The sequence below is a fragment of the Achromobacter veterisilvae genome (assembly GCF_900496975.1).
Lineage (GTDB): Bacteria > Pseudomonadota > Gammaproteobacteria > Burkholderiales > Burkholderiaceae_B > Achromobacter > Achromobacter veterisilvae.
Genome location: NZ_UFQC01000003.1, coordinates 102,896 through 123,608 on the forward strand (window position 1 = coordinate 102,896; position 20,713 = coordinate 123,608).

Here is a 20,713-nt window from a genome sequence, read left to right on the forward strand (position 1 = left end):
TGGCGGGTGCCCGAAGCGGCGGCGGGACGCCTTTTGGCGCCGTTTTCGACCGATTTGTTAATTAATGTCATATTTTGAATTGAGTCCTGCGAATTGCGGGACGGATCGTCGCTATCATCCGCCGCGATTCTCAGCAGAACACAGGAAACGCGATGGATTCCAACACTATCAGGATCGGCTTGATGCTCATCGTCCTGGCCTGGACGGTGGTGAGCGGGATCACCTACATGGCCCGGCGCAGCGGCAACAAGGGCGCGCTGCGCGAACTCAAGCAGGAAGGCCAGCCCTTGCGCCGGATGACGGCGGCGGAGCGCGAGATGCTGCAGCCCTTCCTGATCCATCCGGCGGGCCCCAGGAAGACGGCGCGCCTGGCCAACGACGGGATCTTTCCGCTGCGCGGCGCCTTCGTGCGCCACGGCATCTCGTCGAACCAGGGCGGTTCGACCATGCACGACACGCTGGGCGGGGTGGACGTGGTGCTGCCCTACGACGCCCGCGACTATCTGCGCGAAGACAACGTGGCCGAAGTGGCGATGACGGAAAAATACGCCATCGTCGTCGCCCTGAACGGCGAGTTCGACCTGGCTGGCGGGCGCGAGCGCGACCAGCGGCGGGACAGGCAGGAGCGGCAATGGTCCGCCGGCAAGACCGGGGCGATGCAGAATATCGCCGATCCGGAAACCGAGGCGCCTGGCGCGGCGCGCGAGCAGGACGGGCACGAACTGTCCGAGGCGATGCGGGTCGAGATCCTGGGCCAGCGCGACGAGACGCCCGCGGAAATCGCCGATCGCCGGCATCCGGGCATCGCCTTCTGGATCTCGATGCTGTGGCTGCTGGTCTTCGCCGGGCTGGCCGCGACGGCGGCGGGCGGCGGCGCGGCGTTCGCGGGCGCGGCCGCGGCGCTGGCCGTCCTGGCGCTGTGGCTGACCTGGCGCAAGCGCGCCCTGGGCGCGCCGCAGAAGGTGAACCGCGCCAGGGGCGAACTCCACGCCATCGTGCTGACCAATCCCGACAACGCCCAGGCCGTGTCCGCCCAACTGTTCCTGGGCGACAAACTGCCGGTCAAGCTGCCGGACCATTGGCGCGCCACGCTGGAGTTGCCCGACGACGGCCGCGTGGACGTGGACATGCGCGTGGAGGACTACTCCGTCGTGCGCCTGGGCGGCAGCCATTCGGTGGATGAGGAGCAGCGCCTTTTCCCGCGCGTTTTCTGGGGCCGCCACGCGACGCTGGCGCTGACGGGGTTGCTGGCCGGCGCGGCGCTGTACGCGTCGGCGGACAGCCTGAAGGGCGATGCGGCGCTGGCCAGCGCCTGGCTGCGGGGCGTTCCGCCGCGCGCCTATGCCTCGGCGGCCGAACTGGCCCAGGATCCGCCGGGCTTCGGCGTGCCCGTCTCGCTGCAGGGCCGCGCGCGTTGCGAACTGCGGCCCGGCGATGACGGCAAGGTGGATTTCGACTGCGGCCGGTTGCGCTGGGGCGGCGAGGAGCCGCAGCCCGGTCGCCTGGAAGTGAACGCGGCGGTCATGCAGCTATATTCCGGCGATTTCCTGAAGACCCGGCCCAATCCGATGCTGGACGTCCTGCTGGCCAGCCAGATCTACAGCCGGATGCGCGACAACCCCATGGCGGGCTACGCCGCGCGCAACGTTTCGGCGCTGAGCGTGGCGGGCTTGAGCAAGACGGTGCTCACCATCGAGCAGGCCTGCGACCTGGCCACCGGCGAATCGATCGCCGCGTGCGACGAGCTGAAGCGGGCATTCGCCGCCAACGTCCTGCTGGCGAAAGAGGGGGCCGGCAGTTGGCTCGAACTGCACAGGCTGGCGGAAGAGGGCGCGTTCCAGGGCAAGGGGCGCGGCGACGACGGCGTCATGTTCTCGCGCTATGTCGACGAGGTCCGCCGCCTGGCGCGGTCCGGCATGCACACATTGATCGAGGCGGCCCTGGACCGCGCGTCCCGCGGCGCCATGGAAACGCAGCGGGGCGGGGTGGTGCTGCGCGTGCTGCCCGGGCCGTACGCGACGCTGCCGCGCCTGCGCGATACGGCCAACGAGGGGCTGCTGGCGGCCTGGAACCAGCAGTTGCACGTTCTGTCGCCCGACGGCGCGATGCCGTTCAAGGTCAGCGGCATGGTGGCGGGCGCGGGCACCGATTCCTCGGGCGCGCCGGAGATCGCCGTGGATGCGGGGCGCAGCCTGGATGATCCGTGGCCGTCGCTGGCGCGCATGGCCTGGCTGCTGCTGGCGGGGCTGCTGGTGCTCGCGCACCTGCCGCTGGCCGTCGTTCGCAAGCGGGAGTCCTCCGCCCGCGAACGGGGCCTGCGGGAATATGCCGAGCGCCGCCGCGCGGCCAAGCCCGCGTTCTTCTAGTGTCTGGGCGGCTGGCGCAGGGACCGGGCCAGCCAGTCGAAGAGTTCCGGGTCGGAAAAACCGGCCCGCACCGGGACTTCCCACAGGCGCGCGTCGCCCAGGGCGGCGCACTTGATCGCGTCCTTGGAAGTGACCAGGATGGCGTCGGCCGCCAGCGTCCGGAAAGGCGATTCGGCGTAGTCGTGGTGGTCCGGCAGCGCCAGGGTGGTTTCCGGCGCGATGCCCGCGGCGCGCAGCGTGGCGAAGAAGCGTTCGGGGTTGCCGATGCCGGCCGCCGCCGCCACGCGGGGCTGCCCGGCGAAGGCCGCCAGGGGCCGCGTGCCGCCGCCTTCGATCTGGCGCGCTTCGCCTGGCTCCAGCCACATGCGCGCCTGGCGCGGACGGCCGCCCGCGCCGCTGGCGGCTTGCGGCGGTCCGCCGGGGGCGCCGGCGTTCGTCACCACCGCATCCACCTCGCGCAGGCGGCTGGCGGGCTCGCGCAAGGGGCCGGCCGGCAGCAGGCGGCCGTTGCCCACGCCGCGCTCGTCCTGCACCACGATCTCGACGTCGCGGGCCAGCGCCAGGTGCTGAAGCCCGTCGTCCGACACGATCACGTCCACTTCGGGGTGCGCTTGCAGCAGGGCCTGGGCCGCCAGGGCGCGCTTGGGATGCACCGCCACCGGGGCGCCGGTGGCGCGGGCGATCAGCGCCGGTTCATCGCCGTAGCGGGCGGCTTCCAGCGCGCCGGTCCCGACGCGGGCTTGCGGGCCGACTTCGACCCCGTAGCCGCGGCTGACCACGCCCGGCGTGTAGCCGCGCGCGCGCAGGCCTTCCACGGTGGCGATGACCATCGGCGTCTTGCCGGTGCCGCCGACGTAGACGTTGCCGATCACCACCACCGGAACGGGGGCGCGATAGGCCTTGCGGGTGCCGTCCAGGTAGCGTTTGCGCTTGCGCGCCACTGCCCAGGCGGTCAGCGCGGACAGGGGGCGCAGTAGGGTGGACAGCCAGCCGCCGTGCTGCCATTGGCGCGCCAGCAGCGTCGAGGCGCGCTTCGCGGTCACCGGGCGGTCTGCGCGGCGAAGTTGACGCGGCCGATGCCGGCCAGCCGGGCGGCTTCCATGACGTTGATCACGGATTGATGGGTGGCCTGGGCGTCGGCGTTGATGACGACGAGGGGCTCGGTCTTGCCGGCCGCGGCCTGGCGCAGGGCGTCGGCGATTTCGGGCGGCGTGGACACGTCGATGAGCGTGCCGTTGAGCGCGTAGCGCCCGTCCTGGCTGACGGCCACTTCCAGGGCCGGCGGCGTGTCCTGTTCCGTCGAGGCCTGGGGCAGGGTCACCTTCAACTGCGTGAAGCGCGCGAACGAGGTGGTCGCCGCGAGGAAAATCAGGATGACCAGCAGGACGTCGATGAGCGGGATCAGGTTGATGTCCAGCTCGTCGCGGCCGCCCCGGGAGCCTCGGAAATTCATGAACGGCCCTCGCGGGAGGCGGCGGAATAGGGCGATACGGCGCGGACCAGGCGCGACGCGGCCTGCTCCATGGCGCTGAGGTAGCCGTCCACGCGGCCGCGCAGGTAGCGGTGCGCGATCATGGCGGGAATGGCGATGAGGATGCCGAAGCCGGTGTTGTAGAGCGCCATCGAGATGCCGCGCGCCAACTGGGCGGGGTCGCCGCCGCCGGGCGTATAGGAGCCGAAGATCTCGATCATGCCGACCACGGTGCCGAACAGCCCCATCAGGGGCGCGATGACGGCGATGGTGCCGATGGCGGAGATGTAGCGCCCGAGGTCGTGGGCGACGGCGCGGCCGGCGTCCTCGACCACGTTGCGCAGTTCCTCGCGCGGCAGGTGGCGGTGGCGCATCACCTCGGCCAGCACGCGGCCCAGCGGCGAATTGCGTTCGAGCCGGTTGATCGATTCGGGGGTGTCCTGGTGGTTGCGCAGCATTTCCGCCACCTGCTCGTTCAGGCCGCGCGGCATGACCAGGCCGCGGCGCAGGGACAGGAAGCGCTCGAAGATCAGCGCCAAGCCCAGGACCGATGTCGCCAGCAGGGGCCAGATGGGCCAGCCGGCCTCGCGCAAGATGGAAAGCAAAGCGTTCAACTCCCGGGGGGCGCCATGCGCGCGGGAACGGCGCGCGCCGGCTTCTGATCAAGCTGAAACTGTAACGGGGCGGCCGGGGCGTGGCAAGTCGGAACGACCCCGAAGCTATCCACAGATCTTGTGGATAATTCTGTGTAAAACTTCCCCGGAACGCTTGTGGGCACAGGGCTTGCACTTGATTGCTTCAATTTCGAGCAGTCGGTTTTTTATAAAAATCATATATAAATCAACAAGTTGCTTTGAATTTGCTGGCTATCGGGGCAATTGGAGCAAACAAGCGGGGACGCGGTATGATGGCGGCCCGCTACGCGTGCCCTGTGGACAGGTATGCATCGGAAAGCCTCATGACAATTGAATTTGCAGTCACAAACAACGCATTTGCGCGGGATATCCTGACGGTTGCCCAGTTGAACCAAGCCGTGGGGCAGTTGTTGGAGCGCAGCATCCCGGCGTTATGGGTGCGCGGGGAGATTTCCAACTTCACGGCCGCGGCTTCCGGGCATTGGTACTTCACGCTCAAGGACAGCCGGGCTTCCGTGCGCGCCGTCATGTTCCGAAGCCGCGCCAGCGCGGTGGGTTTCGTGCCCCGGGCGGGCGACCAGGTCGAAATCCGGGCCCGGGTCTCCCTGTACGAGCCCCGCGGCGACTACCAGTTGCAGGCCGACGCGATGCGCCGGGCCGGAGTCGGCAATCTCTATGAAGCGTTCCTGCGGCTGAAGGAGCAATTGGCCTCCGAAGGCCTGTTCGATCCGGCCCGCAAGCGCGAGCCCGCCAGGCTGCCGCGGGCGATCGGGGTCATCACCTCGCTGCACGCCGCCGCGCTGCGCGACGTGCTGTCGGCCCTGGCCCGCCGCGCGCCGCAGGTGCCCGTGATCATCTATCCGGCCCCGGTCCAGGGGGCGGACGCCGCCGGGCGGCTGGCCGCCCAGGTGCGCCTGGCCAATGAACGCGCCGAAGTGGACACCTTGCTGCTGGTGCGCGGCGGGGGCAGCATCGAGGATCTCTGGAGCTTCAACGACGAGGGCCTGGCCCGCCAGGTGGCGTCCAGCGGCATTCCGGTCATCAGCGGCGTCGGGCACGAAACGGATTTCACGATCGCCGATTTCGTGGCCGACGTGCGCGCGCCCACGCCGACGGCGGCCGCCGAACTGGCCTGCGTGCCGCGTTCCGAATTGCTGGGCCGCGTCATGCAGGCGGCCCAGGCCATGGCAAGAGGCCAGCAGCGCCGGCTCGAGCGCGCCGCCCAGCGGCTGGACCGCGCCGCGGCGCAGCTCGTGTCCCCGGCCCAGCGGCTGGAGCACCAGCGCGAACGGCTCAACAGCCTGCGCTTTCGCCTGGCGTCCGCCTGGGCGGGGCCGCAGGGCCGCCGCGCGGCGCGGGTCAACCTGCTGGCGCAGCGGCTGGCGCATCGCGTGCCCGACACCGGCCGCGCCGCCGACCGCCTGAACGGCGCGTTGCGCCAACTGGGCCAGGCGCACGCGCGGCTGCTGGCGCAGCGGCGCGACCGGCTGGCGGCCGCGACGGCGCAGTTGCGCGCGCTGGATCCGGGCAATACGCTGGCGCGCGGCTACGCCATCGCCCGCGACGCGCAAGGCCGCATCGTGCGCGACGCGGCGGCGCTGGCGGCGGGGCAGGCGCTGGATCTCAGCTTCGCGCAAGGTGGCGCCCAGGTCGAAGTCACGCAGACCCGCGGCGCGCGCGACGCTTCCTGAACGCGTCTCAAAAACGGTGTGTCCGTTAACCCCGAGCCACCGCGGGGTTAACGAGGTATCCTCATGAGTTGCCGATACAATTGACCGGCTTGATCGTGCACTCAACAGAAGGAACTTTCACATGGCACATACTCTCCCCCCCCTGCCTTACGAACTGGACGCGCTGGCTCCGCATATCTCCAAGGAAACGCTGGAGTTCCACTACGGCAAGCATCATCAAACCTACGTCACGAACCTGAACAACCTGATCCCGGGCACCGAATTCGAATCGCTGTCGCTGGAAGACATCGTGAAGAAGTCCTCGGGCGGCATCTTCAACAACGCTGCCCAGGTCTGGAACCACACGTTCTACTGGAACAGCCTGGCCCCCAAGGCCGGCGGCGCTCCCACCGGCAAGCTGGCTGACGCCATCAACGCCAAGTGGGGCAGCTTCGACGCTTTCAAGGAAGCGTTCAACAAGTCGGCGGCCGGCAACTTCGGCTCGGGCTGGACCTGGCTGGTCAAGAAGGCCGACGGCTCGGTCGACATCGTCAACACCAGCAACGCCGCCACCCCGCTGACCACGGCCGACAAGCCGCTGCTCACCTGTGATGTCTGGGAACACGCCTACTACATCGACTACCGCAATGCCCGTCCCAAGTACCTGGAAAACTTCTGGGCGCTGGCGAACTGGGAATTCGCGGCCAAGAACTTCGCCTGACCCGCAAGCCCAGGCTGACGGGCCGGCGCGCGCCGCGCCCGTAGAAACCCCCTCGCCCCGGCGAGGGGGTTTTTTCTTGTTTTTTTCTGCCTGTCGATTGTCGACTTCATTGCGGCGAAATGACGAGGAAACAACCTTTTCTTCAGGGTTACCCCTGGAAAATCCAACCGCTATCGTTGCGCCCGGTCTGCGACTGAACCACGGGGCCCATGACCGCGGCACGCCCGCCATAAACCGGGGTAACTACAGGGAAGGGAAGCATGTTGCGGTTTTTTTCGGGGATGCGCATCGGCGCGCGCCTGTCGGGCGCGTTCTTGCTGGTCGCGGTGATAGGCGGCGCGGTCGGGGCCTTCGGGGTATGGGGCCTGACGCGCATCAATGCAATGAACGACCGGCTTTACGATACCGAGCTGCGCGGCCTCTCGGACATCAAGGAAGCCAACATCAATCTGATCTACGCCGGCCGGGCGCGCAACGGCTACCTGGCCGCCTCGACCGAGCAGGAGCGCCAGGCCCTGCGCAAGCAGTTCGACGACGCCGTCAAAAGCATGGACGCGCTGCGCGAGAAGGCCGCCGCCAATTTCCATTCGGACGAAGGCAGGCGCCTGCTGGCGCAGTTCGCCGATACCGAGCAGGTCTGGAAGCGCGAGTCGGCGGCGTTCTTCGCCGCGGCCCAGTCGCAGCCGCTGACCCAGGCGGACCCCCGCGTGGCCGAGATCGAGGCGCGCTTGATCGCGGCCTCGCAGAAGCTCGACGACACGATGACGACGCTCGCGCAGGGCAAGGAAAGCGTCGCCGCGCAGACCGTGCGGGAAGGCACGGACCTGTACGGCACGGTCCGCGCCGTCATGATCGCCCTGGCGGCCGCGGGCGTGGCGATCGGCCTCCTGCTGGGCTGGCTGGTGACGCGCGGCATCGTGCGCCCGCTGGACCAGGCGGTGCAGGCGGCGCGCCAGGTGGCGGCCGGCGATCTCACGACCGACATCCAGGTGGCCACGCGGGACGAAACCGGCGAACTGATGAGCGCGCTCAAGGCTATGAACGAAAGCCTGGCCCGCATCGTGAAGGACGTGCGCGACGGCTGCGAAAGCATCGCCTCGGCGTCGTCGCAGATCGCCCAGGGCAACGCCGACCTGTCGCAGCGCACCGAGGAGCAGGCCTCGTCGCTGGAGGAAACCGCGGCGTCGATGGAAGAGCTGACGAGCACCGTGCAGCAGAACGCCACCAATGCCAATGAAGCGGACCGGCTGGTCAATCTTGCGTCCAGCGTGGCGGTCCGGGGCGGCGAAGTGGTCGACGGCGTGGTCCAGACCATGAGCGCCATTTCCGACAGTTCGCGCCGCATCGCCGACATCACCGGCGTGATCGACGGCATCGCCTTCCAGACCAACATCCTGGCGCTCAACGCCGCCGTGGAAGCGGCCCGGGCGGGCGAGCAGGGGCGCGGCTTCGCGGTGGTGGCGGGCGAAGTCCGCACGCTGGCGCAGCGTTCCGCGGTGGCGGCCAAGGAAATCAAGGCCTTGATCGACGAATCCGCGGCGCGCGTCGAAGGCGGCACGCGCCAGGTCGACGAAGCCGGCCGCACGATGCGCGAGGTGGTGGACGGCGTGCGCCAGGTCGCGACGCTGGTGCGCGAAATTGCCAGCGCCTCGGAAGAGCAGTCCGCGGGCATCGGCCAGGTCAACCAGGCCGTGGCGCAGATGGATGCCGTGACCCAGCAGAACGCCGCCCTGGTGGAAGAGGCCGCGGCGGCGGCGGCCAGCATGCAGGAGCAGGCCGGGCGCCTGGCGCAGGAAGTGCGCCGCTTCAAGGTCGAGGCGGGCGGCTCGGCCCGCGACGCGCAGGTCCGGCTGGCGCAGGCCGTGCCCGCGGCGGCGCGCAAGCCGGCGGCGGCGCCGGCCCGGCGCGCCCTGCAGGCCGCGGGCGAGGATTGGTCCGCATTCTGATCCGCGGCGCGGGCGGCAGTGGTAAGGTTGGCGGCTTTCCCCAATCCGCCATGCCCATGACCCCGCCCGATTCCTTTCGCCGGATACTGGCCGCCCCACGCCGCTGGGCGCACCGCAAGGTGCGCCAGATCAACCGCCTGTCTCGCAAGAGCGTGCAGATGGGGCTGCTGCTGGGCGGCGCGGGCCTGGTGGCGCTGATGTCGCTGGGCTTCGCCTACCTGGCCGACAAGGCGCTGGAATGGAATCGCGCCTGGGTCTCCCACAGCGGCTGGCTGGCTTTGCTGGTGCTGCCTCCGGCCCTGGCCGTCCTGCGCTGGCTGACGCTGCGCTACGCGCCCAACGCGTCCGGCAGCGGCATCCCCCAAGTCATCGGCGCCCTGTCGCTGCCGCCCGGCGCCAGCCAGAACAGCCTGGTGTCGCTGGGGCAGACCCTCTGGAAGATCCCGCTGGCGTTCTTCGGCATGCTGGCCGGCGCCTCCATCGGCCGGGAAGGGCCGTCGGTGCAGGTCGGCGCGGCGCTCATGCTGGCCTGGGGGGATTTCTGGAAGCGGCGCGGCGTGCAGTTGCGCGGGTTCCACGCCAATGAACTGATCGCAGCCGGCGCCGCCGGCGGCCTGGCCGCCGCGTTCAATGCGCCGCTGGCCGGCGTCATCTTCGCCATCGAGGAACTGGGCCGCGGCACCGTCCTGCGCTGGCAGCGCCTGGTGCTGATCGGCGTGCTGGCCTCGGGCTTCCTGGTCGTGGCCGTGGTGGGCAACAACCCGTATTTCGGCGTCTTCGGCGGCGCGCCGCTGGCGCACGGCATGGTGATGTGGGTGGCGATCTGCGCCGCGCTCAACGGCGCGCTGGGCGGCATCTTCGCGCGCCTGCTCGGCAAGGGCGCCGCGGGCAGCGCGCCCCGGTCCTGGCGCGCCTGGATCCGTGCGCATCCGATCTGGGTGGCCTTCATCATGGGCCTGCTCCTGGCGGGGATCGGCCTTTCCACGGCCGGCAGCGTCTACGGCACGGGGTACGGGGTCGCGGCCGACCTGCTGTCGGGCCGCGACACGGCGCCGGCGAGCTTCGGGCTGGCCAAGCTGGCCGCCACCGTCGCGTCGTATTGGGCGGGCATACCCGGCGGCATCTTCACGCCGGCCCTGACCACCGGGGCGGGCATCGGCCATCACATCTGGCAACTGGCGGGCGAGGGCGTGGACCACCGCGTGCTGGTGCTGGTCTCGATGGCCGCCTTCCTGGCCGCGGCCACCCAGGCGCCGCTGACGGCGAGCGTGGTGGTGATGGAAATGACGGGCAGCCAGCCCATGCTGTTCTGGCTGCTGGTCGCGTCGCTGCTGGCCTCGGTGGTGTCGCGCCAGTTCTGCCCGCAACCGTTCTATCACCTGGCCGCCGGGCGTTTCCGCCGGCAGGCGATCGTGGACGCGGCGCGCGCGGCCCGGCCGCCCGGCGGCGCATCCGCGGCGCCGCCCAGGTGAACACCCACCGGACACTGTCCGTGTGGCGGACATCCCGCCGATGCGCCAGTATGGTGCGCGGGCCCTGCGTTAAGATCGTCCGATCCGGTTTTTTCTTACTTACTTCGAGCTTCCCATGACCGTGCATGCTTATATCTGTGATGCGATCCGCACCCCCTTCGGCCGCTACGGCGGCGCGCTGGCTTCCGTGCGCCCCGACGATCTTGCAGCCGTAGCCATCAAGGCCCTCGTGGCGCGCAACCCCGGCGTGCGCTGGGAAGAACTGGACGACGCCATCATGGGCTGCGCGAACCAGGCCGGCGAAGACAACCGCAACGTGGCCCGCATGGCCACGCTGCTGGCCGGCCTCCCGATCGAAGTGCCCGGCGCCACCGTCAACCGCCTGTGCGGCTCGGGCCTGGACGCCATCGGCACCGCCGCCCGCGCCATCCGCGCCGGCGAAGCCGGCCTGATGCTGGCGGGCGGCGTGGAAAGCATGAGCCGCGCGCCGTTCGTCATGGGCAAGGCCGACAGCGCGTTCTCGCGCAGCGCCGCCATCTACGACACCACGATCGGCTGGCGCTTCATCAACAAGCTGATGAAGGCGCAGTACGGGGTGGATTCCATGCCCGAGACGGCCGAGAACGTCGCCGACGATTTCAAGATCAACCGCGAAGACCAGGACCTGTTCGCGCTGGCCAGCCAGCAGAAGACCGCGCGCGCCCAGAAGGAAGGCGTCTTCGACGCCGAGATCGTGCCGGTGTCGATCGCCCAGAAGAAGGGCGATCCCATCGTCGTGTCCAAGGACGAGCACCCGCGTGAAACCAGCCTGGAAGCGCTGGCGAAGCTGAAGGGCGTGGTCCGCGAAGGCGGCACCGTCACCGCCGGCAACGCGTCGGGCGTGAACGACGGCGCCGCCGCGCTGCTGCTGGCCGACGAAAAGGCCGCCGCCCGCCACGGCCTGACCCCGCGCGCCCGCGTGGTCGGCATGGCCACGGCCGGCGTGGCGCCGCGCATCATGGGTATCGGCCCGGCGCCCGCGACCCTGAAGGTGCTGGCCCAGACCGGCCTGACGCTGGAACAGATGGACGTGATCGAACTGAACGAAGCGTTCGCCGCCCAGGGCCTGGCCGTGCTGCGCCAGTTGGGCATCGCCGACAACGATCCGCGCGTGAACCCCAACGGCGGCGCGATCGCCCTGGGCCACCCGCTGGGCGCCAGCGGCGCCCGCCTGGCCACCACCGCGATCAACCAGTTGCACCGCACCGGCGGCCGCTACGCGCTGTGCACCATGTGCATCGGCGTGGGCCAGGGCATCGCGATGATCATCGAACGCGTGTAGGCGCCCAGCGCCGAGCATTCCCGCCGCCGGTCCGGGGCGGGAATGAAAAGGGAGCCTCGCGGGGCTCCCTTTTTCATGTCCGGACCAAGGTCCGCAAGCCCCGCGCGCGTCAGGGCAGGCCGTCCAGCTTCTTGCCGGCCTTGATGCCGTGCTGCGCGAACCAGCCCTGGGCCATTTCCAGGGCGTAGCGCACCGGCTTCTTGGCGCAATGGGGGTCTTCGGCCTGGGGCGCCATGTCTTCAATGTTGACGATCGTGCCGTCGTCGGCGATAAAGGCAATCGAGAGCGGCAGAATGGTGTTGCGCATCCAGAAGCACTGCACGTCCGGCTGCTCGAAGACGAACAGCATGCCGTCGTTGCCCGGCAGTTCCCGGCGGAACATGAGGCCGTTGCGGCGGGTTTCGTCGGAGTCGGCGACTTCCGCGCGGATAATATGGATGCCCGCGGAGAGCTGGACGGTGGGCAAGGGCGGCTGCGGGCCGGTTTGCTGGGCGCCGGCGGCGGCGGGCAGCGCCAGCGCCGCGGCGGCCAGAAAGAGCGCTGCCGCTTTCGGCAGGGCCATCTTGAAGAACGATGATTTAAACGGCGTACGACTGATGGAAAACAAAGCGGCGTTCTTGGACATGACCCTGGCGACGGAAGAAAATAACAAGGCGGGGCTCGAAAGCCCCGCCTGAATAATGGCGCAACCTGGCTGTTGCGCTTTAAAGGGTAACTCAGGCAGCGGTGATATTCAGCGCCTGTTTGCCCTTGGGCCCCTGGATAATCTCGAAGGCCACTTTCTGGCCTTCCTTCAGGGTTTTAAAACCATTCATTTGGATGGACGAAAAATGGGCGAACAGATCTTCACCGCCGTCGTCGGGCGTAATGAAGCCAAACCCCTTTGCATCGTTGAACCATTTGACGGTGCCCGTCGATTTGGGATTGTCCCCTTGGACGGCGGTTGCGGTCGTATCAGACATGCGGACTGCCTCATTGAATCGTATGTTGACAGAAGGGCATCGCGGCCTAGACCCCTGTCCCCCCTCCGGCTTCCTGGCAGATTTTCGATGAGTTGAAAACCCCAGAATGCGTGGATAATGCGCCGCTTTTCTTTGCGGCGTCAAGTATGGAAACTACGCATTTCTACGTGTAATTTTCCGTAAGTTACATGCTAGCCGTCCCCAGTTTAAATAGAATAGCGGCCCTATGAGTTCTACCTTGGATACCCAGCATGATTTGGCCGTCGAGAAGGCACCGGCTCGCGCCGCGCCGCCTCCGATGTACCAGGTCCTGTTGCTCAATGACGACTACACCCCGATGGAATTCGTCGTGAAAGTCTTGCAGAAATTCTTCAATAAGAATCACGAGGAAGCGACGCGGATCATGCTGCAGGTGCATCACGAAGGACGCGGAGTATGCGGGGTGTATCCCCGCGACCTGGCCGCCACGCGGATCGCGCAGGTGGCGCAATACGCGCGGGCGCGGCAGCATCCCCTGCAATGCGTGATGGAACCTGTCTGAACCCCTGAATCGAATGCGCCGCCGCCATGGCGGCGTTGTGCTGCCCGGTTAATTTGGTAGCGGTGCCCGCGTACCGGAGAAGCACGCGGGATGGTCGGTCGGCAGCTCCGCCGCAAAGGAGCAGCGCAATATTGGAAAGTAAGCGGGAGATTTGCCGTGAGTGGAAAGAGCAGCAAGACCTGGCTGGCGACAGCCGGGGTCGTCGTATTGGCGGGCGCCATCGGCCTGGGCTGGTGGATGGGGAAGGAGCGCCAGGCGGCTCCTCCCGCACCCGCCGCCGCGTCCCAGCCGGCCAGCCAGGCGGTTCCCGCGGCCGGGGGCGACGCCGCGCCGGCCCTGCCCGCCGCCGCGGTGGTCGGCGCGGCCGATCCCTTCGCGGCGCTGACCTGCCAGCCTCGCCAGTACAACGATGCGCTGTCGCTGGCCGTGACGTTCACCCAGCCGGTGGACGCCAAGGCTGAACTGGACGCTTTCCTCCAGGTCACGGATACGGGCTCCACGTCCGGCGCGTCCGACCAGGATTCCGAGTCGGGCGCCAATGCCGGCGACCAGCCGGCGTCGGTCCAGCCGGGCGACTCCGCGCCCAAGGGCAAGATCCTCAAGGGCAACTGGGTGGTCGGCGACAACCCGCGCATCGTCTATTTCCCCTACGTGCAGCCGCAGCGCTCCTACGCGATCACGATGCGCGCCGGGCTGCCCGGCGCGGGCGTCTCGGGCAAGCTGGCGCAGGTCGCGCATTGCGAGGTCAAGACGCAGGCCATGCCGCCGTCCTTCTATTTCGCCAGCCGCGGCGTGGTGCTGCCGGCCGGCCAGAACGGCGGCCTGCCCGTGGCCACGGTGAACATCCCCGAGGTGGACGTGCAGTTCCTGCGCGTATCGCCCGAGCGCGTGCCCGAGCTGTTCGACACCGTCCTCGGCATCGGCCGCGGCGCCGCCTCGTCCCGCGATGAAGAAGACAGCGGCAGCGACTACGAAGACGAGTGGCGCTATTCCGACAACCGCAGCCTGAAGGGATCGGTCAGCAACTGGGACCTGGACCGCCTGAACTCGCTGACGACCAGCGTCTACCAGGGCCGTTTCGTCACCGACGACAAGCCCAACCGCCGCCACGTCACGTTCCTGCCGGTCGAAGGCATCAAGGAACTGCAGGAACCGGGCATCTACGTCGCCGTGATGAGCCAGCCCGGCCGTTTCCGCTATGAATACCAGGTGACGTATTTCTATGTCAGCGACATCGGCCTGCACGCGCGCCGCTATGCCGATCGCATCGAGGCCTATTCGGTTTCGCTGAAGAGCGGCACCGCGATCCCGGGCGCCGTGTTCGAACTGGTGGACGGCGCCGGCAAGTCGCTGGCCAAGGCGGCCGCCGACGGGCAGGGGCACGTCCGCTTCGACGGCAGCTTCGCCAACGCGCGCGTCATCCGCGCGTCGCGCGACAAGGAAATGACCGTGCTGGCCCTGGGCGAACCGGCCCTGGACCTGTCCGAGTTCGATACGGGCGGGCATACGGCGCGTCCCAACAACCTGTTCGTCTATGCCGGGCGCAACCTGTACCGCCCGGGCGAAACCTTCAATGTGTCGGTGCTGCCGCGCGACCTGGACGGCCGCATGCTCGCCCCGTCGCCGCTCACCGCCACGCTCAAGCGCCCGGACGGCCGCACGGTGCTGACCACGCTGTGGCATCCCGCCAAGGACCTGCCGGGCTACGTCGAGCGCAGCGTCGAACTGCCGCCGGACGCGCAGACCGGCACCTGGCTCCTGGAACTGCGCGTGGACCCCGCGTCGCGCGCGCCGGACGCATCCTGGAAATTCCAGGTCGAGGAATTCCTGCCCGAGCGCATGAAGATGGCGCTGACCTCCGAACAAGAGGTGCTGAGCCCCGAGGAGACGCTGACGGTGGACGTGCAGGGCGACTATCTCTATGGCGCGCCCGCGGCCGGCAACCGGCTCCTGTCCAGCTTCCAGGTCAAGCGCGACCGCTATGCGCTGCCCCAGCAATGGCCCGGCTTCATCTTCGGCGACGTGGCCGACGATTCCCGCCGCCATTTCGAAGAACTGCCCGAAGCGGCGCTGGACGACAAGGGCCGCGGCCAGCTCGAAGTCGATCCGCGCACCGGCGGCACGCATTCGCCGATGAAGGTCCGGGTCTCGGCCAGCCTGCTGGAATCGGGCGGCCGTCCGGTGGTGCGCTCGATCGAGCGCAGCGTCTGGCCCGCCGACCGCCTGATCGGTGTGCGTCCGCAATTCGACAGCGACGTGGCCCGCGAAGGCGCGCCCGCCGCGTTTGAAGTGATCCGCGCGAATGCGCAAGGCAAGATCGAGCCGCTGGCGCAGGCGCAGGTGCGCCTGTTCCGCGAAGACCGCCAGTACTACTGGCGCTTCGACGACCAGCGCGGCTGGAACAGCGGCTACACCGAAACCGAGGAACTGGTGGATTCGCGCGATATCGCGCTGAACGACCGCGCCCAGTTGACCCTGCCCGTGAAGTGGGGCCGCTACCGCCTCGAAATCGCCGACCCCGAAACGGGCGAAACGATGCGCTACCGCTTCTACGCGGGCTGGAACGCGCAGGACGCCGACGCCATGGGCAACCGCCCCGACCGCGTCCAGATGAAGCTGGAAGGCGTGCCGGCCAAGCCGGGCGACAGCGTCAAGCTGACGCTGACCCCGCCGCATGACGGCCAGGCGCTCATCACCGTCGAAGGCGACCGCATGCTGTGGTCCACCTGGGTGGCGGTGAAGGCGACCGGCACGCAGGTCGAGATCCCCGTCGACAAGAGCTGGAAGCGGCACGACCTGTACATCGCCGCGGCCGTGTTCCGCCCCGGCAGCGAAGGCGACCGCGTAACCCCGGCGCGCGCGCTGGGCCTGACTTTCCTGCCCATCGCCAGCGCCGACCGCAAGCTGGACGTCAAGGTCACGGCCGCCGCCAAGGCGGTGCCCGAAACCAGGACGACCGTGCGCGTCAAGGTCGACGGCGCCCAGGACAAGCAGGCCACGGTGACCCTGTCGGCCGTGGACGTGGGCATCCTGAACATCAACCAGTACAAGACGCCCGACCCGCTCGACTACTTCTTCGGCAAGCACCGCTACGCGCCCGAACTGCTGGACATGTACGGCAAGCTGATCGAGAAGATGGACGGCACCAAGGGCAAGCTGAAGTGGGGCGGCGACGCCGCCATGCGCGGCGACAGCAAGAGCCTGCCGAAGAAGGTCAAGCTGGTGGACCTGTTCTCGGGCCCGGTGAAGCTGAACGCGCAGGGCGAGGCGGACATCCCGCTGGACCTGCCCGACTTCAACGGCACGCTGCGCCTGATGGCGGTGGCCTTCACGCCCGACAACTACGGCAGCACCGACGCCGAAATGGTGGTGGCGGCGCCGATCGTGGCCGAATTGAACACCCCGCGCTTCATCACGCCGGGCGACCAGGCCGCGATCGCGCTCGACGTGACCAACCTGAGCGGCGCCGAGCAGAAGGTGACCGTGAAGCTGGAAGCGCTGGATCCGCTGGCCATCGTCGACGGCGTCAAGACCGTGACGCTGAAGGACAAGCAGCGCGCCACGCTGCGCTTCAACGCCACCACCACCGGCTCGTACGGCCTGGGCCTGTTGCGCCTGACCGTCGACGGGCAGGGGGGCGGCAAGCCCGTGCACATCGTGCGCGAATCCGTGCTGCAGGTGCAGCCGGCCCACGCGGCCGAGCGCCAGGTGCGGCGCCTGCGCCTGAACCCGGGCGAATCGAACGCGCCGCAGGCTTCGTGGGTGGCGTCCTATTACCCGGACTCCGCCACCGTCAGCCTGACCGTCTCGAACCGTCCGCCGTTCAACGTCAACCGCCTGGTCGAAGGATTGCTCAACTATCCCTACGGATGCACCGAGCAGACCATCAGCGCGACCCTGCCGTGGGTGATGATCGACGAGGACTCGGCCAAGCAGTTCGGCCTGAAGCCGCGCACCCAGGCCGAGCGCGCGGCCAAGGTGGCCGGCGCGGTCGGCCGCCTGGCCGGCATGCGCAACGCGGTGGGCTCCTACAACCTGTGGAGCAGTTCCTCGGGACGCGATGTGTGGCTGACGGCCTATGCCGTCGGCTTCCTGCAGGACGCCCGCGACAAGGGCTTCGAAGTGCCCGAGGCGGCGCTGGACCGTTCGCGCCAGTGGCTGCTGGAGCAGGTGCAGCAGAGCACCGGCGCGTTCGGCACCTGGTCGGCCAACCTCAAGCGCAACGTCGAGTCGGGACGCTTCGATTCCAGCGACGCCAACATCCTGCGGGAAGACCACCGCCGCTTCGCCGGCCTGGCCACCGCGATACTGGCGCTGGCGCGCGACAACAAGGCGCCGCTGTCCACCGTGCGCCAGTTGTTCGACAACTACCAGGAGCGCGCGCGCTCGCCGCTGCCGCTGATCCAGTTGGCGGCCGCCTTCAAGCTCATGGGCGACGAAGGGCGCATGAAGACCGCGCTCGACCTGGCCATGGCGCGCGAGTACGGCATCACCCAGCGCCGCAGCGGCGGCTACTACGACGAATGGCTGGGCGACTACGGCAGCGGCGTGCGCGATTACGCGCTGGCCTATGCCCTGGCGCAACAGTACGAACTGCGCCACGAGCGCGTCGACAATCTGATGACGCAACTGGCGGGCCGGCTGGGCAACCGTTCGTACCTGTCGACGCAGGAGCAGATGGCGCTGCTGCTGGCGGCGCGCGCGATGGGCGGGGACAAGGCCACGCCCTGGGAAGCCGCGCTGACCGTGAACGGCGCGCGCAAGCCGCTGGCCGGCGGCAAGAGCGACCAGACCGTGTCGCTGTCGGCGGCCGACCTGGCCGGCACGCAACTGGTCAATACCGGCAGCCAGTCCCTGTTCGTGGAATACGACATCCAGGGCAGCCCGACGTCGGCCCCCGCGCCGCGCAGCGACATCATCCAGCTCAAGCGCGGCTGGTATCGTCCCGACGGCCGTCCGTGGGACGGCGGCACCCTGCAGACCGGCGACATGCTGGTGGTCTGGGTGCAGGCCAGCGCCAACCAGAACATCCCGGACGGGCTGCTGGTGGACCGCGTGCCGGCGGGCTTCGAAGTCGAGAACCTGAACCTGTCGCAAAGCCCCGAGATGCAGGACTGGTCGATCGGCGGGCGGCGAGTGGCCGAGGCCATGGCCGATCCCAACATCAAGCATCGCGAGTTCCGCGACGACCGCTACGTGGCCGCGGTGGCGCTGGGACGCGGCAAGGTGGACGTGTTCTATCTCGTGCGCGTCGTGACGCCGGGCCGCTACGCGGTGCCGTCGACGGTGGCCGAGGATATGTACCGGCCGGAAATCCGGGGCGTGGGCGAGCAATGGAGCACGGTGGAAATCCGCGACCGCGGCGCCAAGCGTCCTTGAACGCCGCCGACACCGCGGCGGCGGGCGCCCGGCGCGCCCGCCGCTGGCGGCGGCGGGGAATCTTCGCGGCCAGCGCGTTGTTTGCGCTGGCCGCGTTGTTATTCGCGCTGGACCGCCTTTATCCCCTGCCGTCCGTGGACTCGGGCGGGGCCGCGGTGGTCGTGGCCGCCGACGGCACGCCCCTGCGCAACTATCCCAGCCGCGACGGCATCTGGCGCTATCCGGTCAAGCCGGACCAGGTGTCCGCCCGCTACCTGGAAACGCTGCTGACCTACGAAGACCGCTGGTTCTACTGGCACCCCGGCGTGAATCCGGTGGCGCTGGCGCGCGCCGGCTGGCAATGGGCCACCAACCGCCGCATCGTGTCGGGCGGATCCACCCTGACCATGCAGGCCGCGCGGCTGATCGATCCGGAACTGGCCGGCAGGCCGTCGCGTTCCCTGTCCGCCAAGCTGCGCCAGGCCTGGCGCGCCGTCCAATTGGAGATGCACTACAGCAAGGACGAGATCCTGTCCCTGTACCTGACCCACGCGCCGATGGGCGGCATCGTGGAAGGGGTGGAGATGGGCTCGCGCCTGTGGCTGGGCAAGCCCGCCCGCGACCTGAGCCCGGCCGAGGCCGCGATGCTGACCGCCTTGCCGCAGGCGCCGTCGCGGCTGCGCCCCGACCGCCACCCCGAAGCCGCGCAGGCCGCCCGCGACAAGGTGCTGGACCGCATGGTCGAACTGGGCCGCTGGACGCCCGCCGAGGTGGCCGACGCTAAGATCGAGCGCGTGGTGGCGCCGCCGCTGCGGGCCCGCTGGCTGGCGCCGCTGGCCGCGCAGCGGCTGTTGCAGGAAGCGGGCGCGAAGCGTTTCGGCGCCCAGCGGTCCGGCGAGCGGCCGGCCCTGGTGGCGTCCACCCTGGACGCGGACATGCAGGCCTCGGTTGAACGCATGCTGCTGGACCGCGTGGACGGCCTGCCGCCCAAGGTGTCGATGGCCGTCCTGGCGATGGACAACGACACGCTGGAGGTCAAGGCCTATGCCGGCTCCGCCGATTTTTCCGACGATACCCGCTACGCCCACGTGGACATGGTGCGCGGGGTGCGTTCGCCCGGGTCTACGCTCAAGCCCTTCCTGTACGCGCAGGCGCTGGACGAGGGCCTGATCCACTCCGAAAGCCTGCTGATGGACGCGCCCATGTCCTTCGGCGGCTATGCGCCGGGGAACTTTCAGGCGGCGTTCGCCGGTCCCATCAGCGTGGCGCAGGCCTTGCAGCGGTCGCTGAACGTGCCGGCCGTGGACCTGCTGGACCGGGTCGGGCCCAGCCGTTTCGCCTCGGCCATGCTGGCCGGCGGGGTGCGGTTACGATTGCCCGCCGGCGCCCAGCCCAATTTGAGCTTGATTTTGGGCGGGGGCGGCACCACATTGGAAGAACTGGTGGGCGCTTACCGGGCCCTGGCCCGGGGCGGCGTCGCCGGCCGGCCCCGCCTGCGGGCGGAGCAGCCGGTGGTCGAGTCCCGTATGATGAGCCCTGGGGCGGCCTGGATCGTCCGCGATATTCTCGAGGGCGGCGGCCACCCCGACCGGCCGTTCTACCAGTCGGGCAGCCCGGCCCGGCGGCTGGCCTGGAAAACCGGGACGAGTTTCGGATTCCGGGATGCCTGGGCGGTCGGAGTGACCGACAGGTGGACGATCGGCGTCTGGGTCGGCCGGCCCGACGGCACCCCCAATCCGGGTTTTTTCGGGGCGAACGTTGCCGCGCCGCTGCTGCAGGATATCGTGGCGGCCTTGCCGGAAGGCGCGCAGCAGGTCCGCGTCAGGCCCGCGACGGTGCAGTCCGCCGTGACGTGCTGGCCGCTGGGCTACAGGCTGGGCAGCGTGCCATCCGGCGCTTGTCCGGAACAGCGCGCGGCGTGGATCCTGAACGACACCGCGCCGCCGTCGTTCGCCGGCTATGCCGACGCCTCGCAGGGGCCCTTGCGCCTGGGAGGCGTGGCGGCCGGCTCGGTGCTGCGGCCCGTGCCCGGCGGACGGCGGGTGGCGCTGGACGTGGATGTGCAGGGAGCCGAAGGCGAAGTATGGTGGATGCTCGACGGGCGCGTGGTCAGCCATGGCGCGTCGGGTCATCCTTTCAATTTAGTGCTGGCGCAGGACGGCCGGTATACCCTTACAGTCATGGATGCACTAGGGCGCCACGACAGTGTGGTTTTTGAAATCGCTGGCGTTACGCCATGATCGGCATAGA

At 69.1% G+C, this 20,713-nt stretch carries 14 protein-coding genes; 9 read left to right on the plus strand and 5 right to left on the minus strand.

Going from position 1 to position 20,713, the window contains the following annotated elements; translation table 11 throughout:
- Nucleotides 1–152 precede the first annotated feature (152 nt).
- Nucleotides 153–2,366 (plus strand): IgaA/UmoB family intracellular growth attenuator, encoded by a 2,214-nt coding sequence (locus AVE30378_RS03550; RefSeq protein WP_129239393.1) that lies wholly within the window; start codon nt 153–155, stop codon nt 2,364–2,366.
- Here AVE30378_RS03550 and lpxK read toward each other — a convergent pair.
- Genes lpxK through AVE30378_RS03565 form a run of 3 tightly spaced genes read right to left on the minus strand, consistent with a single transcriptional unit; the run spans nt 2,363 to nt 4,442 of the window.
- Entirely contained in the window at nt 2,363–3,409 is a 1,047-nt protein-coding gene (lpxK, locus tag AVE30378_RS03555) for a tetraacyldisaccharide 4'-kinase (RefSeq protein ID WP_129239394.1), read from the minus strand. The two genes, AVE30378_RS03550 and lpxK, sit on opposite strands and share 4 nt — an antisense overlap.
- A complete protein-coding gene (locus AVE30378_RS03560) occupies nt 3,406–3,819 on the minus strand; it encodes an ExbD/TolR family protein (RefSeq protein WP_129239395.1) in 414 nt (137 codons plus the stop codon). The genes lpxK and AVE30378_RS03560 overlap by 4 nt, the downstream gene beginning before the upstream one ends.
- Nucleotides 3,816–4,442 (minus strand): MotA/TolQ/ExbB proton channel family protein, encoded by a 627-nt coding sequence (locus AVE30378_RS03565; protein WP_129239396.1) that lies wholly within the window; start codon nt 4,440–4,442, stop codon nt 3,816–3,818. Before AVE30378_RS03565 ends, AVE30378_RS03560 begins: the two co-directional genes overlap by 4 nt.
- 353 nt (nt 4,443–4,795) lie before the next feature.
- On the opposite strand from AVE30378_RS03565, the gene xseA reads away from it, so the two are divergent.
- The 5 genes from xseA (at nt 4,796) to pcaF (ending at nt 11,602) form a co-directional block, all read left to right on the plus strand.
- Nucleotides 4,796–6,163, plus strand: coding sequence for an exodeoxyribonuclease VII large subunit (gene xseA / locus AVE30378_RS03570; RefSeq protein WP_129239397.1), 1,368 nt, complete (start codon nt 4,796–4,798; stop codon nt 6,161–6,163).
- A gap of 121 nt (nt 6,164–6,284) precedes the next feature.
- The gene (gene sodB, locus AVE30378_RS03575) at nt 6,285–6,863 is read left to right on the plus strand and encodes a superoxide dismutase [Fe] (protein WP_129239398.1); all 579 of its coding nucleotides are present in this window, start codon (nt 6,285–6,287) and stop codon (nt 6,861–6,863) included.
- 260 nt (nt 6,864–7,123) lie between these two features.
- Complete coding sequence (locus AVE30378_RS03580; protein ID WP_129239399.1) at nt 7,124–8,809, plus strand: methyl-accepting chemotaxis protein; 1,686 nt, start codon at nt 7,124–7,126, stop codon at nt 8,807–8,809.
- Nucleotides 8,810–8,865: 56 nt separating this feature from the next.
- Entirely contained in the window at nt 8,866–10,281 is a 1,416-nt protein-coding gene (locus tag AVE30378_RS03585) for a chloride channel protein (protein ID WP_129239400.1), read from the plus strand.
- Between the two features lie 115 nt (nt 10,282–10,396).
- The gene (gene pcaF / locus AVE30378_RS03590) at nt 10,397–11,602 is read left to right on the plus strand and encodes a 3-oxoadipyl-CoA thiolase (RefSeq protein ID WP_129239401.1); all 1,206 of its coding nucleotides are present in this window, start codon (nt 10,397–10,399) and stop codon (nt 11,600–11,602) included.
- Nucleotides 11,603–11,711: 109 nt separating this feature from the next.
- Here the strand turns inward: pcaF and AVE30378_RS03595 are convergent, their stop codons facing one another.
- Both AVE30378_RS03595 and AVE30378_RS03600 read right to left on the minus strand, forming a co-directional pair.
- Nucleotides 11,712–12,164, minus strand: coding sequence for a DUF192 domain-containing protein (locus AVE30378_RS03595; RefSeq protein ID WP_244234951.1), 453 nt, complete (start codon nt 12,162–12,164; stop codon nt 11,712–11,714).
- Between the two features lie 154 nt (nt 12,165–12,318).
- Nucleotides 12,319–12,564: a cold-shock protein gene (locus AVE30378_RS03600; protein WP_006220277.1), complete on the minus strand. Its 246-nt coding sequence runs from the start codon at nt 12,562–12,564 to the stop codon at nt 12,319–12,321.
- Between the two features lie 226 nt (nt 12,565–12,790).
- On the opposite strand from AVE30378_RS03600, the gene clpS reads away from it, so the two are divergent.
- The 3 genes from clpS to pbpC all read left to right on the plus strand — a co-directional run bounded on the left by clpS (nt 12,791) and on the right by pbpC (nt 20,703).
- Nucleotides 12,791–13,105: an ATP-dependent Clp protease adapter ClpS gene (gene clpS / locus AVE30378_RS03605; protein ID WP_006383989.1), complete on the plus strand. Its 315-nt coding sequence runs from the start codon at nt 12,791–12,793 to the stop codon at nt 13,103–13,105.
- 156 nt (nt 13,106–13,261) lie between these two features.
- Nucleotides 13,262–18,484 carry an alpha-2-macroglobulin family protein gene (locus AVE30378_RS03610; protein WP_129239403.1) on the plus strand — a complete coding sequence of 1,741 codons (5,223 nt, stop codon included), beginning with the start codon at nt 13,262–13,264 and terminating at the stop codon, nt 18,482–18,484.
- Nucleotides 18,481–20,703, plus strand: coding sequence for a penicillin-binding protein 1C (gene pbpC / locus AVE30378_RS03615; RefSeq protein WP_129239404.1), 2,223 nt, complete (start codon nt 18,481–18,483; stop codon nt 20,701–20,703). The genes AVE30378_RS03610 and pbpC overlap by 4 nt, the downstream gene beginning before the upstream one ends.
- The last annotated feature ends 10 nt before the right edge of the window (nt 20,704–20,713 follow it).